The organism is Vibrio sonorensis (assembly GCF_001854765.1).
Taxonomy (GTDB): domain Bacteria; phylum Pseudomonadota; class Gammaproteobacteria; order Enterobacterales; family Vibrionaceae; genus Vibrio; species Vibrio sonorensis.
In genome coordinates, this window is record NZ_LJJE01000021.1 from 1 (window position 1) to 16084 (window position 16084).

Annotated in this window: 14 protein-coding genes and 3 pseudogenes; 8 read left to right on the top strand and 9 right to left on the bottom strand. The window is 44.8% G+C overall.

All coding sequences use genetic code 11. The annotated features are described in order from the left end of the window. Nucleotides 1–7: 7 nt before the first annotated feature. The 5 genes from BLO31_RS03465 to hemC form a co-directional block, all read right to left on the bottom strand. A complete protein-coding gene (locus BLO31_RS03465) occupies nucleotides 8–394 on the bottom strand; it encodes a c-type cytochrome (RefSeq protein WP_070962902.1) in 387 nt (128 codons plus the stop codon). A gap of 106 nt (nucleotides 395–500) precedes the next feature. Continuing rightward, complete coding sequence (locus BLO31_RS03470; protein ID WP_070962903.1) at nucleotides 501–1679, bottom strand: heme biosynthesis protein HemY; 1179 nt, start codon at nucleotides 1677–1679, stop codon at nucleotides 501–503. Then, entirely contained in the window at nucleotides 1679–3007 is a 1329-nt protein-coding gene (locus BLO31_RS03475; protein WP_084659589.1) for a uroporphyrinogen-III C-methyltransferase, read from the bottom strand. The genes BLO31_RS03470 and BLO31_RS03475 overlap by 1 nt, the downstream gene beginning before the upstream one ends. Nucleotides 3008–3009: 2 nt before the next feature. Continuing rightward, the gene (locus BLO31_RS03480) at nucleotides 3010–3753 is read right to left on the bottom strand and encodes a uroporphyrinogen-III synthase (protein ID WP_070962904.1); all 744 of its coding nucleotides are present in this window, start codon (nucleotides 3751–3753) and stop codon (nucleotides 3010–3012) included. Nucleotides 3754–3758: 5 nt separating this feature from the next. Then, on the bottom strand, nucleotides 3759–4697 hold the full coding sequence (gene hemC, locus BLO31_RS03485; RefSeq protein ID WP_070962905.1) for a hydroxymethylbilane synthase: 939 nt from the start codon (nucleotides 4695–4697) through the stop codon (nucleotides 3759–3761). Between the two features lie 338 nt (nucleotides 4698–5035). Between hemC and BLO31_RS03490 the strand changes: the two genes are divergently transcribed. Continuing rightward, on the top strand, nucleotides 5036–7570 hold the full coding sequence (locus tag BLO31_RS03490; RefSeq protein WP_070962906.1) for a class I adenylate cyclase: 2535 nt from the start codon (nucleotides 5036–5038) through the stop codon (nucleotides 7568–7570). A gap of 29 nt (nucleotides 7571–7599) precedes the next feature. Here BLO31_RS03490 and cyaY read toward each other — a convergent pair whose 3' ends face one another. Next, nucleotides 7600–7914, bottom strand: a complete 315-nt coding sequence (gene cyaY / locus BLO31_RS03495) for an iron donor protein CyaY (RefSeq protein ID WP_070962907.1) — start codon at nucleotides 7912–7914, stop codon at nucleotides 7600–7602. Between the two features lie 75 nt (nucleotides 7915–7989). Here cyaY and lptM point away from each other — a divergent pair, with 75 nt between their 5' ends. From lptM to yigB, 6 genes and pseudogenes are all read left to right on the top strand, one after another. After that, nucleotides 7990–8109, top strand: coding sequence for an LPS translocon maturation chaperone LptM (gene lptM / locus BLO31_RS25110; protein WP_425425262.1), 120 nt, complete (start codon nucleotides 7990–7992; stop codon nucleotides 8107–8109). Between the two features lie 28 nt (nucleotides 8110–8137). Next, nucleotides 8138–9390 (top strand): annotated as a pseudogene (gene lysA, locus BLO31_RS03500) (diaminopimelate decarboxylase). Nucleotides 9391–9400: 10 nt separating this feature from the next. Next, nucleotides 9401–10231: a diaminopimelate epimerase gene (dapF, locus tag BLO31_RS03505; RefSeq protein ID WP_070962908.1), complete on the top strand. Its 831-nt coding sequence runs from the start codon at nucleotides 9401–9403 to the stop codon at nucleotides 10229–10231. A 3-nt stretch (nucleotides 10232–10234) separates the two neighbouring features. Then, nucleotides 10235–10956: pseudogene (locus BLO31_RS03510) on the top strand (DUF484 family protein). Next, nucleotides 10925–11878 carry a tyrosine recombinase XerC gene (gene xerC / locus BLO31_RS03515; protein WP_070962909.1) on the top strand — a complete coding sequence of 318 codons (954 nt, stop codon included), beginning with the start codon at nucleotides 10925–10927 and terminating at the stop codon, nucleotides 11876–11878. Before BLO31_RS03510 ends, xerC begins: the two are co-directional and overlap by 32 nt. Continuing rightward, the gene (gene yigB / locus BLO31_RS03520) at nucleotides 11875–12585 is read left to right on the top strand and encodes a 5-amino-6-(5-phospho-D-ribitylamino)uracil phosphatase YigB (RefSeq protein WP_070962910.1); all 711 of its coding nucleotides are present in this window, start codon (nucleotides 11875–11877) and stop codon (nucleotides 12583–12585) included. Before xerC ends, yigB begins: the two co-directional genes overlap by 4 nt. Here yigB and BLO31_RS03525 read toward each other — a convergent pair. Both BLO31_RS03525 and BLO31_RS25115 read right to left on the bottom strand, forming a co-directional pair. Beyond that, nucleotides 12574–13164: a tRNA-uridine aminocarboxypropyltransferase gene (locus BLO31_RS03525; RefSeq protein WP_070962911.1), complete on the bottom strand. Its 591-nt coding sequence runs from the start codon at nucleotides 13162–13164 to the stop codon at nucleotides 12574–12576. The two genes, yigB and BLO31_RS03525, sit on opposite strands and share 12 nt — an antisense overlap. Continuing rightward, nucleotides 13161–14668 (bottom strand): annotated as a pseudogene (locus tag BLO31_RS25115) (COG3650 family protein). The gene BLO31_RS03525 and the pseudogene BLO31_RS25115 overlap by 4 nt, the downstream one beginning before the upstream one ends. Nucleotides 14669–14706: 38 nt before the next feature. Between BLO31_RS25115 and BLO31_RS03535 the strand changes: the two are divergent. Next, nucleotides 14707–15165 carry an EVE domain-containing protein gene (locus tag BLO31_RS03535; protein WP_070962912.1) on the top strand — a complete coding sequence of 153 codons (459 nt, stop codon included), beginning with the start codon at nucleotides 14707–14709 and terminating at the stop codon, nucleotides 15163–15165. Nucleotides 15166–15226: 61 nt separating this feature from the next. On the opposite strand, the gene BLO31_RS03540 is transcribed toward BLO31_RS03535, so the two are convergent. Continuing rightward, entirely contained in the window at nucleotides 15227–16054 is an 828-nt protein-coding gene (locus BLO31_RS03540) for a Cof-type HAD-IIB family hydrolase (protein ID WP_070962913.1), read from the bottom strand. Nucleotides 16055–16084 lie beyond the last annotated feature (30 nt).

The following is a 16084-nucleotide window of genomic DNA, read 5'->3' on the forward strand; positions in this document are numbered from 1 at the left end:
CAGACACTTATTCTTTTGCTAAGGTTTGTCTAGAAAAATTCTGGTTGTCTAATATGACCTTATCCAAGTTAATTGTTCGCAGATACGCAAATATCTCTTTGACGTCTTGAGGTGTCAGTTGAGATCGCCAAGCAGGCATCGTGCCTTCTCCGCTTAAAACCGTTAGTTCAAGATCGTTATCACTTGTGTACCAAGTACTCAGGGCTTGGTTCATGTTCGAAGGTGGTTTAGAAAGTGTTTTCGCGAGTTTTCCATTGCCTTGCCCTTTTTCGCCGTGGCACGACATGCACAGTTGTTGGTAGTTCAGCTTGCCATTATCAAAGTTAGCTTGTGCTGGTAGGGTTGCGCTCAGGCTTGCACTTGTCAATATTGCATAGATGGTGGTTCTATTCACAGTGGCTTCCTTTTACTGGTTTGTCTAAACAGTAACGGAATAGGGGTGAATTTTAAGTGGACAAAAAAGCCAGCTTTAATAGCTGGCCTATGTTGATGGATTTGCCTTATTGTTGCGCGAGACTTAGCGCCTTACGGGAGACTTCGCTTGCTGCCTTTGATAAGTTTTGCTTTTCTAAAGCATCAGCCAATGAGGCGTAATCTGACACGCTTGAGCGTAGCGAGAGTGCTTTTTCTAAATGCTGCTGAGCTTCTGTCCACTCCGAGTTACGCAGTTTTAACTGTCCAATGGCACTATGTGCTTCAGCATTGTTCCCGTCTTTGCGCAGTGTGTTTTCTAGCAAAGTAACGACAGGGTGTGTATCACTCACTTTTAATTTTGTAAGTAGTTGATATAACTCGGCGTTAGGGTGTTTTTTTAGTGTCTCTTTTACGATGGTAAACGCTTCGTGGTCAGCGTTCCTAGCAATAAGCTGCTTGGCAAAACAAGTGACCAGATGCGTGTCTTTTTTCACTGCTCTTGGTAAACCATTCCAATGCTTTATGAGACCTTCACTGCCTTGCTGAAGCGCAATGTCTTCCAGTAATCCACATTGGGCAAGTTGCATGAGTCGTTGTTTTTCATCTTTATCGATACACTTTGTTTTGAGCAATTGTGGTAATACATCGATCAGTGGCTGCCACAGTTTAAGCTCTATGTAGACAGTTTTAAGTAAGTTGAGCAGAATGGCGTTGTTCGCGTGGTTGTGCTTAAGAGTCGTAAGCGTATCAAATGCTTCGCTGTAGAGGCACTCTCTTACCTGCTGCTTGGCCCTTGTTAGCTCAACAGCCAATTCTGAATTCTCTTGTTCTGAGGCAAGTGCTAGGTACTTATCGCGTAGTTCTTTATTACCTTGTCCTTGGGCGGCCTCAGATGCAACTAAATAACACAGCAATGGCATATCGTGATGTTTAGCCCACTTAGTGACTTTCTTCTCTGCCAGCTTAAAATCACCTTCAAGTAGCTTAATGATCCCTTCGTTAGTGTATCGACGAGAGCGTCTCATCTTACGAACACTAAACCAGTTCCAAGTTGCTGAGCTAGCTGATAGTGCTTTTTTAATCAGATATTCTAGAGCAAACAATCCCGCTAGAGCTGCAATAACGAATACAACCAGCGTAGTTACACTCATTTCGATGGTTTTATTGGCAACGTTGATCAATACGTAGCCTTGATGACCGGCGAACTGAGTCCCGGCAAACAGCCCCGCCCCTAATACAACAAATAGGAAGACAAATCTAAACATTACTTCTCCTCCGTTACGAATGTTGTAACTTCGCGTCTTAAACGCTCACGTATCACGTCTGAAAGTAACTGCTGAGTTTCTAGTTTAACTGGATAGTCGACTTGGATAGTTTGTTTCGATAGTGACTGTAGTGCCTTATTAAACTCTGCTACGGTATTGTCATCGATATTGAAGAACGAGTTCGACCAAGAATCGGCGGTTGTTAATGCCGTTGTATAGATTTCCTGTTGTTCGACATAAACGGCTTTAATTGCTGTTTCAATCTTCGCTTTTAAGTTTTCTTTCAGAAAGAAATGTTGCTCGGGTGATAGCAATGGAATTACGTTGCCATCACGGCTGCGAAAAGTGATAAAGTTTTCGGAAAAATCTTTTAAAGACGTTTTTAAGTTGGCCTTCCAATCGTCGATATTATCGGAGACGATACGCTCTTCTATGACTTGTGCTTCTGGCAAAATAGCATTTGCGAGGGGTAACCCATCTACTTGTTGCTGCAGTGATGTCAGCCTAAGTACTAATCCGTCTCTATCGATTAATGGTACGGATTTAAGTTTCACTATGTCGTTTGCCATCGATTGACGAAGTGGCACTAAACTTGGGTCGTTTAATGCTGCAATGCGTTGGTCGGCACTTTCCATTAAGCTTGTTGCGCTCGAGACATCGTGCTCTAAGAAGAGTTTACGGCCGGCGAGTTTCACTAAGTAGTCTGCTTCTGCGAGAAGCCAGTCGTTAGGTCTGCGGCCTTTTACGTCTGCAACAGCCACTTGTAAGCTTTCGATGCTTTGTTGCTGCTGCTTTAATGCTGTTGCAGTTTTTAGTGTTACTTGTTCTGCTTGGTTGAATACGTGTTTTTTCGTTTCTGACAACTCGCTTTGTACCTGTGATCGAGTTTGCTCAAGCTGGGAAGTGAGCGCTTTGATTTGTGCTTGGTACTGGGCATCTTTTTGTTGAATATGGAAAGCTAAACCACCAGACAGAACAATGGAAAGAATGATAGCTATGGTAGCGACTTTTACGCCTTTTCTATCTGTTTTTTTAGCTGGAGCCTGTGCTTTTACTTGAGCAGTGGCTTTTTTGTTAGATATTTTGTTTAACTCGTCATCAGACTCAGTTTTAATACTTTCTTTAGAATCTTTAGAATCTTTAGAATCTTTAGAATCTTTAGAATCTTTAGAATCTTTAGAATCTTTAGAATCTTTAGAGCTTAGCGGTGTTTCCTCGGCTTTAATTGGTTCAGCAGCGTCTACTTCAAGCGCAGCATCTTGAGCAACTTTGCTTTCTGTTGCTTCTTGGCTTGTTTCTTTTTCGTCTTTTTTGCTTTTGTTTGTCATCGCTAATCGTCCTGTTTGTTTAGCCGGAGAGCAGCCAGTAGTTCTTTGTTGGTTGCAGAACCCACATTGGTAATGTAAACAAACCCCAATGCTTTGGCCTGACGGGCTATACGTTCGCTAGGAACATATAGCTGTAATGTTTGTATCCAGTGGATTTGCGCTGAAGTTAACTGTGAGAGGAAGTGTGTTAACTGATCGCTACTGGTCACCACTAGGTGTGACACCTTGGCTTCTTGCCACTGAATCACCTTGCTATCAGAATTGAAATCTAAGTGTTGCCGTGTGTAAGTTTCGACGTAACTGACGTCAGCCATACGCTTATCGAGCGTTTGATAAATTAACTCTCGGCCGCTATTACCACGCAGTATCACAATTTTTTGATGAGCAACGTTTTGTAGTTCATCCAATTCAAGTAAATGTTCGCTATCACTTTGCGACGGATAGTTTACTTTCTGTTGACTTAACTTGCTTAATAACTGTGCGGTTTTTTGACCCACGGCAAGATAGTGACTGGTTTTTGGCCAGTTTAAAGCGTGTTCTTGAAGATATTGATGTGCATAACTAACTGCATGTTGGCTAACGGCTATAACAATGTCAGCGCGTTGTAATGCGCGATCGAGCCCAGTTATCTTTGAACTGGGTTCGATGTTTATCAGCGGGTGGTGCAAACTCGCAATACCACTTTCGTTGAGCATCATGCATAGTTCATGACCTTCGACATTTGGGCGAGTGACCAACACTACCATTGCTATTACTCGTGTTCGCAGTACAGTTTTTCTAGGATCTCTTTCGCACCTTGGTTTAGTAGTTGATTGGCTAACTCAATACCTAACTTCTCTGCATCAGTGCGAGGGCCGCGAATTTCGCCACGTACAATTTTGCTGCCGTCAGGTTCTCCAACCAAGGCTCTGAGCCATATGTCTTCACCCTCAAGTAATGCATAACTGCCAATGGGAACCTGGCAACCGCCTTCCAAGGTTAGGTTCATCGCTCTCTCACACTTTACTCTGTCCGCAGTGTCGTCGTGATTGAGTGGGGCGAGTAATTCAAGCAAGCGCTGGTCGTCAGTTCGGCACTCGATACCTACGGCACCTTGTCCAACCGCTGGAAGAGACTGCTCTGGTTCAATAAAACTTTGTATACGTTCTTCCAATTTGAGGCGTTTCAATCCTGCCGCAGCAAGAATAATGGCATCGTACTCACCAGCATCCAGCTTAGATAAGCGAGTGCCCACATTGCCGCGAAGCTCTTTGATCTGAATATCTGGGCGGTAGGATTGCAATTGACATTGGCGGCGCAAGCTACACGTACCCACAATTGCGCCTTGAGGAAGCTCGTCGATACTTGTGTATTGATTAGACACAAATGCGTCGCGAGGGTCTTCACGCTCACAAATGGTGACCAGTCCTAAGCCTTCTGGAAAATCGACGGGTACATCTTTCATCGAGTGAACGGCGAGATCGGCTCGATTTTCTAACATGGCAACTTCTAGTTCTTTCACAAATAAGCCTTTGCCACCCACTTTAGCTAGCGGAGTATCTAAAATGATGTCGCCTTTGGTTACCATGGTAACCAGCTCGACCTCTAATCCGGGATGAGCAGCTTGTAAAGCATCCTTTACATAATGGGCTTGCCAAAGCGCAAGTGGACTTTTTCTTGTTGCGATACGAATTGGAGTATTTTCAGCCATGGTTCTTCTAGCGTAGTGATATTTAGATGTCTCATCCTACCATTGTCGCCGTTAAAGTCTTATAGATAGATTCGCTCGATGATAAATAGAATAGGCATTAGCACAAAACCATTAAAATAGTGTGATGGGTGTCTCGTTTGTAAAATAGGCTATTATTAGAAAGTAGAGTTACGTACCACACTATGTCGCAACAATAAGAAAAAAGAACCTGATGTCGATTGGATCGTACATTTCTTTACCAATGGAAAGAAAAGTGTTAAATTGATCACGTTTTGATAGTGCTTTAGCACGAAATATAGTCAGGCACTTAACTAGGTTTACTATTCAAGGAACATACCTTGCAGGCTTACACTGAGACTTTAGTTCAAAGATTAGACGGTCTTAACCAGCAACGCAGAGCGCGTGCGCTGGCGCTTATGGATTTACAGAGTCAACGTGTATTCCAACTGATTCCTGCCCTTCTTCACTTCAATCATCCCGTTATTCCAGGCTACTACGCAAATCCAGTGCCCTATGGTGTGTATGGGTTAGATGATGAACTGACGGATACTCAGCAACAGTTTATCAAAGATACTGAGTTGACGATTGGTGAACAGCTTCAGTCCCCTTGTGAAGCCGCTATTCTCGGTTTGTATACTATGGGTAGTACTTCTTCTATCGGCCAGAGTACCTCTTCTGATCTGGATATATGGGTATGTATCGCCCCTTCCATGAATAGCGAAGATCGCGAGTCTCTGACCAACAAGTGTTTGCTTATTACTGAATGGGCGCAAACCCAAGGTGTTGAAGCTAATTTTTTCTTGATGGACGAAGACCGCTTCCGCACCAATCGCTCTGAAGAGATGACGGGTGATAACTGTGGTTCTTCTCAGCACTTGCTTCTACTCGATGAGTTCTATCGTTCTGCGGTGCGTCTGGCAGGCCAAAGACTCTTATGGCAAATTGTGCCGCCAGAAATGGAAGAGTGTTACGACGATTACGTGAAAGAGCTATGCGCACAGGGCCAAATAAACTGCTGCGAGTGGATCGATTTTGGTCAGCTTGATCGCATTCCCGCGGAAGAATACTTTGGTTCTAATTTGTGGCAACTTTATAAGAGCATCGATTCGCCTTATAAGTCGGTATTAAAAGCCATCTTGCTAGAAGCCTATTCGTGGGAGTATCCACATACGCAGTTACTTAGTTTAGATACTAAGCGTCGCTTTTTTGCTCACGAGCCTGATCTCTATGGTATGGATGCATACTACTTGATGCTTGAGAAAGTGACTCGTTACTTACAGCGTATCAATGACCACACGCGTTTAGATCTTGTTCGTCGCTGTTTCTACCTGAAAACTCATGAAAAGCTCTCAAGAGAACCGGGGACAGGATCGGTAGCGTGGCGCCGCGAAGCTTTACAAGACATGATCAAGTCTTGGAACTGGAGCGACGACGTTATTCGCGAGCTTGATGACAGACGAAACTGGAAAGTTGAGCAGGTCAAAGTTGTTCACCACTCTTTGCTTGACGCTTTGATGCTGAGTTATCGCAACCTGATTCAATTTGCTCGCCGCAACGACATTACCTCGGCTATCAGTCCGCAAGATATTAGTATTCTAGCGCGTAAGCTCTATGCTGCGTTTGAAGTGTTGCCGGGTAAAGTAACGCTGCTAAACCCTCAGATCTCTCCAGATTTGCACGAGCCTGACCTGTCATTTATTGAAGTTCGTCCCGGCAGAACCAACAAACCCGGTTGGTACTTATATAAGCAGCCATTAACCGCTCATCGCTTGGTTGGGCAACCAAGTCTTGAACATAATGAATATCTGAGCAAGTTGGTTGCTTGGGCATTCTTTAACGGTTTGATTACTGAGTCTACTCGCCTTAACTCGGTGATTCGAGATGCGCACCTCGATATCGATAAGTTCTATCAAATGGTGAGTGATTTGCGCAACACCTTCTCATTGCGTAAGCGTCGTCCAACGATGCAAGCCCTGGCTAGCCCATGTGAGATAAGCCAGTTGGCAATGTTCATTAACTTTGAGAATGATCCAACCTCAGAGCTTGATGGTAAAACGCAAAAGATAGATCTAAAGAACACCGATATTTTCAGTTTTGGCCCGCACCAAAAGTGTTTAGTGGGCAGTGTAGATCTGGTTTATCGGAACTCTTGGCACGAAGTCCGTACCCTGCACTTTAAGGGTGAGACTGCGATGTTAGACGCATTGAAAACCGTACTTAGCAAAATGCATCAAGATGCGATCCCACCAGAGTCCGTGGACGTGTTCTGCTACAGCAAAAACATGCGAGGCGTGATGCGCAATATGGTTTATCAGTTACTCGCTGAGTGTATAGACCTAAGATTGAAACCCATTGAACAAGAGAAACGTCGTCGCTTTAAAGCACTTCGAATTGGTCATCAGACATACGGTCTGTTTTTTGAACGTCGCGGTGTGTCAGTACAGAAACTCGAAAACTCAGTCGATTTTTATCGAAGTATTTCAACCAACAAACTGAAAGGTTCACCTTTGCTCATGCTGGATAAAGAGCAGGACTATCAGATGCCAGAAGTGGTAGACAGCTTTGCAAGTGAAGGTTTGATTCAATTCTTCTTCGAAGATGACGAGCAGGGCTTTAATATTTATGTGTTGGACGAAGCCAACAATGTTGAAGTTTACCACCAGTTTAGTGGTGAAAAAGATGAAATGATTACGAGTGTGAATAGTTTCTACACATCCGTTCACGATGAAAGCGACGTGAGTGGTAAAATCATTAACTTTAACTTGCCTCAGTTTTACCAGATAGTGCACCCAGAAGATGGCCACTCTTATATCGTTCCATATCGCAGTGAATGTGCTAACTCGGTAAAGACGACGCGCGTGGTTAACGCGTAAAAAGATAAAAGAGCACTAAGTGCTCTTTTTTATTGCCAGTCAATGTCTTCGTTGGCGTGCTTTTCACATTCTTGTTTGACCATATCGAAGAAGATCAGTCCGGTTTTAGAACACGTCCATTCGCCATCAACTAGCTTAAAGTGAAAACCACCAGACTTTGATGCTAACCATATCTCATGCATAGGTTCTTGGCGGTTGATAATGATTTGACTGCGGTCTTCAAAATCCAAAGTCATAACGTTACCAGTTGTTTCAAAATCGATGTCTGCGCCTGAGTCATCTATGGCTTCTTCTATGGTTTGCAGTTGAATATCGACTAATTGGTGAAATTCAGTGTCGTTCATCCCATCTATCCTATTGCTTTTCCTGAGTGTGGTGCGATTATAGGGGGCATTGAAAGAATAATCACGAATAGACTCATGAAAAAAATCATTGCAACACTATTTATATTTTCAATATTGGGATTGGCAGGGTGTGGACAAACGGGCCCACTTTACATGCCAGAAGATGCACCTCAAAATGAGCAGTCGTCACAGTAAATAACCATCGCATTTAAGGGAATCAATTTTGGATTACTTCAACTATCAGGATGATGGCCAGCTTTGGGCTGAAGGCCTTCCCCTAACTAAGTTGGCGGAGCAATACGGCACGCCACTATACGTCTACTCACGTGCAACTTTAGAGCGTCACTGGCATGCATTTGATAAGTCTGTTGGTGAGCACCCACATTTGGTTTGTTATGCGGTTAAAGCGAACTCGAACCTAGGTGTACTAAATACCTTGCGAGACTCGGCTCTGGCTTCGATATTGTATCTGGCGGCGAGCTAGAAAGAGTGCTGGCTGCTGGTGGTGATCCAGCTAAGGTCGTTTTCTCGGGTGTCGGTAAGACATCAGACGAAATGAAGCGTGCATTGGAGCTTGGTATCAAGTGCTTTAACGTTGAGTCAGAACCAGAGTTGGAGTTATTAAACCAAGTCGCAGGTGAGTTAGGCGTTGTCGCGCCGATTTCATTGCGTATTAATCCCGATGTTGATGCGAATACCCACCCTTATATTTCAACAGGACTGCGTGATAACAAGTTTGGTATCGCCTTTGATAGAGCGCCTGCGGTATACAAGTTCGCAAGCAGCTTAGAAAACCTAAAGGTCAAAGGCATTGATTGCCATATAGGTTCGCAGTTAACGGATATTGAACCCTTTATTGACGCCACGGATCGACTTCTAGCACTGATAGACGATTTAAAAGAGCAGGGTATCGAAATCGAACACCTTGATGTCGGTGGTGGTTTAGGTGTGGTCTACAACGACGAAACACCACCAGCCCCTTCGGATTATGCGAAAGCACTACTTGGTCGTTTGACTAACCATCAATACCTAGAATTGATCTTTGAACCGGGTCGAGCGATTTCCGCCAACGCCGGTGTTCTTTTGACAAAGGTAGAGTTTCTAAAACACACCGAACACAAGAACTTCGCTATTATCGATGCCGCGATGAACGATCTTATGCGTCCAGCCTTATACCAAGCATGGCAAGATATTGTGCCTGTTGTTCAACGTGAAGGCGAAGGGGAAACGTATGACCTAGTAGGCCCAATTTGTGAAACGGGTGACTGCTTAGGTAAAGATCGCAAACTGAACATAAAGCAAAGCGATCTGTTGGTCATTCGTTCTGCAGGCGCGTACGGGTTCGTAATGTCTTCTAACTACAACACTCGCGCACGAGCTGCGGAAGTGATTGTAGATGGCGAACAATCTCACTTGGTTCGTCAGCGAGAGACTGTCAATCGCCTGTGGGAGCTGGAAAGCGTACTACCGGAGTAATAGCTAACTTATGCATTTCCATTTTTCAAAAATGCACGGATTGGGTAATGACTTTATGGTCGTTGACTGCATTACCCAAAACGTATTTTTCTCACCAGAACTGATCCGTCGTTTGGCGGATCGGCACACTGGGGTGGGCTTTGACCAACTGCTTGTGGTTGAAGCGCCTTATGATCCAGAAACCGATTTTCACTACCGCATTTTTAATGCAGACGGAAGTGAAGTTGAGCAGTGTGGTAATGGTGCTCGCTGTTTTGCTCGTTTTGTGCGAATGAAAGGTTTGACTAATAAGTTCAGCATTTCAGTAAGTACCAAAAAGGGCAAGATGATCCTGAACATCGAAGAAGATGATCAGGTGACGGTAAACATGGGTGAACCCGAGTTTGAGCCTGGCAAAATTCCTTTTCGAGCTAAGCAGCAAGAAAAAACGTATATTCTTCGCGCCGACGATAAGACCTTGTTCTGTGGAGCAGTAAGCATGGGCAACCCGCATGTAGTAACCGTTGTCGACGATGTTGATACTGCGGATGTAGATACGCTTGGTCCGCTACTAGAATCTCATGAACGCTTCCCTGAGCGTGTTAACGCTGGCTTTATGCAGGTCGTGAGCCGCAATGAAGTGAAACTCAGAGTTTACGAGCGTGGTGCTGGTGAAACTCAAGCTTGCGGTAGCGGCGCATGTGGCGCAGTTGCGGTTGGTATTTTACAGGGCTTACTGGATGAAAGTGTTGCGGTGCACCTTCCCGGAGGGACACTCAAGATCCGCTGGAAGGGAGAAGGTACTCCTCTCTACATGACCGGCCCAGCAACCCATGTTTTTGATGGCCAGTTGAGCTGTTAGGTTATGAATAGAGAAGAACAGCTAACCGAAGTTGTCGCAGACGAGTTAACCGCAGAGGCGGTGGCAGAGTATTTGAGAGACAACCCTGATTATTTTTTGAGTCGTCGAGAGCTGGTGGATCGCTTAGCTTTGCCCAATCAAGAGCAAGGTGCGGTCTCTCTAGTTCACGTTCAACTAAACCGTCAAAGACAGCGCATTGAAGAATTGGAAGAAGAAATTACCGCTTTGATGTCATTGGCCGCTAGCAACGATAGGACTTTCCATGAATTTATGGATGTTCAAGAGAGAATACTAAGTTGTGACTCTCTAAGTGAAGTGGTGGAAATGATTGAAGATAAGGCGATGCAACTTGGCTTGAAAGCACACGTTCGCTTGTCAGAAAACGCGCCAGAACCTTATGTTCTCAATACTGAATATGCTCGACAGTTTGTCACTCGTTCTTTTAATGGGCGTGATGCTATTTGGGACGAATGAGAAAAGTCGATAGAGATAATTTGTTTGGGGAGTACAACGAAACACCAGAAATGGGCTCCTATGTGTTGCTGACCTTAAATCGCGGTGGTTTCCAAGGGCTATTGGCGTTTTCGAGCGAAGATGGTGGTCATTTCCAGCCTAGTATGGATACCTTATTCCTGCGTCATCTGGCGTTGGTACTCTCTCATTTAGTCTCGACTCTACCTTGGCAGGTGAATCATGAAGAGCGATGCTCCAGCCCACTTGCCTAAAGGCTTTGAAGAACACCTTCAGCTCTTTTATCAGTATCTAAACAACGAAAAAGGGCTGAGTCTTCACACTCAACGCAACTATCGTCAACAGCTAGAAACCATGGCGCTACACCTTTCTCAAATGGGGCTATCTCGTTGGGAACAGGTCGACGCCGCTTGGGTTAGGCAATTGGCGAGTAAAGGTATGCGCGAAGGAATGAAGTCCAGCAGTATTGCGACACGACTATCGACTTTGCGTAGCTTTTTCGACTTTCTTGTTTACAAGCATGTCCTTGTGGCAAACCCAGCAAAGGGGGTGTCTGCCCCTCGCAAGCAAAGACCGCTACCCAAAAACTTGGATGTTGATGAAGTTGGTCAACTCTTAGAAGTCAACGAAGATGACCCACTAGCAGTGCGTGATCGAGCTATGATGGAGTTAATGTATGGCACGGGTTTGCGGTTGGCAGAGCTGGTAAGCATTGATGTCAGTAATGTTGAGCTGTGGTCAGAAGAGATAAGAGTCATCGGTAAAGGCAACAAAGAGCGTAAAGTTCCCTTCTCTGGAAAAGCCAAAGAGTGGGTTGAAAAGTGGGTCAAAGTACGTTCTTTAATGGCTAAAAGCGACGAACCAGCGTTATTTGTTTCTAAGTTGGGAACTCGAATTTCTCACCGCAGTGTGCAAAAGAGGATGTCTGAGTGGGGTCAAAAACAGGCGGTTGCCAGCCACATTAGTCCACATAAATTGAGGCACTCTTTTGCTACCCATGTTTTAGAGTCGAGTAACAACCTCCGAGCCGTTCAAGAACTGCTCGGCCACGAGAACATTTCAACGACTCAAATCTACACTCACTTGGACTTTCAACACCTAGCTGAAGTGTATGACCAAGCGCATCCGAGAGCGAAAAAAGGCAAGGGTAAAGATAAAGAGAAGGACGACGAATGAAGTATTATCGCGCAATAGGTCCAATTAGAGCGATGACGTTTGATTTGGACGATACTCTTTACGACAACTGGCCAGTCATTCTTCGGTTAGAGAAAGAACTGCAATCGTGGTTTGCAAAGCATCACCCTATTTATTTCCAAAAAGACCATACTTGGTGGCAGAGCTTGAAAAAGCAGGTGGCGATAGATAATCAAAGCCTTATCCATAACTTATCGGCGTGGCGACAAAAGTATCTAGAAGAGGGTTTTCGCCAACTGGGTTATAGCGATGCCAAAGCTGTGCGAGTCGCCGAGGAAGCGATGGTAGAGGTATTAAAATGGCGCAATCGAGTGGATGTGCCAGATTCCACTCATAAAGTGATGCGCGCGTTAGCAAACAAGTACCCCTTAGTTGCTATTACGAATGGCAATGTTGACGTTAAAAAAATTGGTCTAGAAACGTATTTCTCTTGTGTTTTGAAAGCTGGCCCAGATGGCCCCGCGAAACCTTTGCCCGATCTATTCACAAAAGCGGCCCAACATTTGGGGCTTCCTGCCAAACAGATTTTACATGTGGGAGATCACCTGATTAGTGATGTAAAAGGTGCGGTGGACAGGGGCTATCAGGCATGTTGGATTAACGATCACCAAAAGTGTCTCCGTCAGGAGAGGGCGACACTTGTTCCTCATATTGAAATCACTGAACTGTCACAGTTACTACTTCTTTAGCGCGTGACCACTTTTGTCAGCCTTAAACGCGAGTGTGTATTGTCGCAGAAACTCATTGAGCTGTTTGGAATCTCGTGTGTCGAGATTTGCTTCGAGCAAGCAAGCGGCAACCTCTAGAGTGCAAAGATTCCCGTCTTGCTGGTTCCGTCTAAGTTGATACTGAGATTTCGGCGTATTTTCTACAACAACAACGGGAAGGCTCTGTAGCCAAGGGCTCTTGCGATACATCTTGCCCGCCTCTTGCCACGTACCATCAAGGATAATAAATAGAGGTTGTTGGCTTTCCTCGTTGGCGAGCTTGATCGCTTGTTGTGGCACAAGATATTTTTCTGAAGGAAAAACAAGGTAGGGCGCGTAATTAGGATCTTTAATTTGCTGGATAAGCGCCTGAGGTGGCTTCACTCTATCCCAAATATGCATTTGGCATGAAGAGAGAGCATCGACCACCCAGCGGCCAGTGTTTGTGTCTCTTTGCAGTTCATTGCTATGGGTTAACATAGCAATCGCCAATGTCGACTTTATACTAGGGATCTCTGGGCAAATACACTGATGTTTTAACTGGCACTTAGGGCAGCTCATTGCAGATCAATTCCTTTTTGGTATGGAGAAACCACGTCAGAAAATAAGAGCGCGTCTATATCAGGATCTTTTGCCAATGGAGCAGTACTCGGATTGATTGGATATTGATTGCCTTGGTAATGTAATTGATGGCGCGCAGGCTCTGCGCCACCGCCGCTTACGTTAACAATCAAATGACGCCAACCCATACTCTTGTTTACGCTCACTTCGATTGGTGTTCTGACTAAAGTAATACGACTGTTGAATACCCAGTTGTTATTGCTATTCTCGAAAACCAATACTGTGCAACCACCACTACCGCACCAGTTGAGTTCAACCAAGAGCTCATGGGCGTTATCGCCATTGAGATCATAGGTCAACCAACGGTATCGAGAGTTGTCAAAAGGCAAACGGTTTTGTTGAAAGAAGCTTCGCACGGCTTGGTCAACCTGGTGATTGAACTCATTGCTCGACGGCACTTGGATCTTTGTATCAACAGCAACGGATGTTTCTGGCCGAGCGTCGGAGCGATACAAGGTAAGACCTTGAGCTATGGTATACAGCTTGCCGGAAATCTTCTCTTTGTCCGCCGTAAGCTTGTCATTATTTCGGGTAAAAATGCGCTCAGAGATTAAGTATTGCTGCTGGTGGTGAGTCATTACCACTTGTACTTGATTGTTATTGAGCTGCTGCCAATAACCGTGTTCTCTGGTTTCACTCTTACCGTTATCGTAAACATATGTCGTTGTAGCAGTGTGGTCGGAATTTAACTGCATATCGACACTAAAGTTGTTTTGCTTAGTCGATTTTGCCAAATAGCGGCCAGCCCATGATTGCGTGGCATCTAGGTTTGATAGACTTGCACACCCTTTATAGCTTGTGCCCTTCAGGTTGAGAACAGAGCGCCATCCAAAGAGAGAATCGCTCATTGAGTCTTTACAGCTCTGAGCCGATAAGGTTAGTGAGCCTTCACTTAACTGATAGACGCGTTCACTCGGAGTAAAGCGCGAGCTGATTATATCGAGTGCTACGGACTCTTCACCCAGTGGTGAAAATTGTACTGATTGACTGGAAAAGTGCGCAGACCAAAAAGGTTCATTACCAAATGCTCGGGTGGTTTTTCTTTTTGTGTACACCTTTGAGGGTTTTCGGTACTTAAGTGGTTCACTTGTGTCACAACAAAGCGGGCGTGGTAATCGGCTCCAAAGCCGCCATTACTCGGTGGTTGAAGGTATCCAATTAACTCGCCGTAAAGTGGTTGATAAGGTTGTTGAACTAAGTTTAAGGCTTGCTGAAAGCGGTCTTTGGGAAGATCTATCCAGTATTGTTGATGACTATTACAGGGCGTGATGGCTCTGACTTCATGACCTAGCGTCACCTCCCCTCTGATAATAAACGTGGGGATCGAGGTGGTATTAGCTTCCGTCAGTGAGATTGTGTTGCTAGAAGCGGGAGTAGGAGACGAGCCACACGCTTGAATTAATGCCAGAGAAGAGAGAACCATTAGGTTTCCGAGAAGCTTCATGCTATACCATCCAGATGAAATAGAGACTGGACGTTATTATGGCATATTGGCTTTTTAAAACCGAACCTGACACGTTTTCCATTGATACTCTGAGAGTGCAAGGCAGTTCTTGCTGGGAAGGGGTTAGAAACTACCAAGCGAGAAATATGATGCGAGATTTAGTAAAAGAAGGAGACTTGGTTTTGATCTACCACTCTTCTTGCAAACAAGTGGGTGTTGCGGGCATTGCGAAAGTGACCAAAGAAGCCTACCCGGATCATTTCGCTTTGGACCCAAACAGTGAGTATTTCGATCCTAAGTCGGACCCTGAAAACCCCAGATGGGTTATGGTGGATATTGAGTTCGTTAGGAAAACCAAGCGACTTATTCCTTTGGCAGTGATGAAAGCGATGCCAGAGCTCGCGGAAATGCCATTAGTGAAAAGAGGTAATCGACTGTCGATAATGCCGGTAAGTGAAAGCGAGTGGCAGGCGATCCTCGATAAAGAAACGCGATAACTTGTCTATAAGAAAGGCTACCAGAGGTAGCCTTTTTTCAATCGATAAGTTCTGCTTTTACTTAGAACAGGTGCTCGTGCAAGTAGTGTGCAACGGCATCATCGGCATTGCTGCCTATCACTTCATTTTCAGGAAGCGCTTGTTTAACCTTGTCATGAGAAGAACCCATAACAATGCCTTTTCCTGCCATTTTTAGCATTTCATAATCATTCATGCCATCGCCAAAGGCAATGCAGTCTTTTAAACCAAGACCTAAAGTTTCAGCCACGGCTTGCAGGGCTTCGCCTTTAGATACTTCCGCGGCCATCACTTCTAAACACCACGGGGTAGAGAAAGAGATGTTTAGCTTATCGCCAAAACGCTCATTCAAAAGCTCTTCGTATTTTACCAACTGTTCGTGGTCTTGATCTGGGTTGGTAAAGAAGATTTTAGCAATACCAGTATTTGGTGTTTTGTTGGCATTAAATACGGTGTAAGTGAAACCAGAATCACCGTGGAAATCACGTAGGAACTCATCTTCCTTGTTTAATAGCCAAGCATCGTCTTGGTATAAGTGGATGAATAAGTTGTCATCGTGCTTTACAACATCCACAACCTGCTGAACTAAGTCGGTAGGTACGTTTTGACTATAGAGTAATTGGTCTTTGGTATCGTGGACGCGCGCTCCATTAGAAGTAATCATGTAAGCAGGAATACCCACGATTTCTCGGATACCAGCAACGTCGACGTGATGACGACCAGTAGCAAAGATAAAGGTATAGCCTTTTTCGTGCAGCTCTTTGAGAGTCTGCTTAGAAAAAGTTGTCAGTTGGTGGTTCGGCGCAAGCAAAGTGCCATCGAGATCAGAAGCTACAATACGGAAAGGACTTTTAAGTTGTACGTCGGTCATATCACCCTCGTTGTCGGACTATTGGCAAAC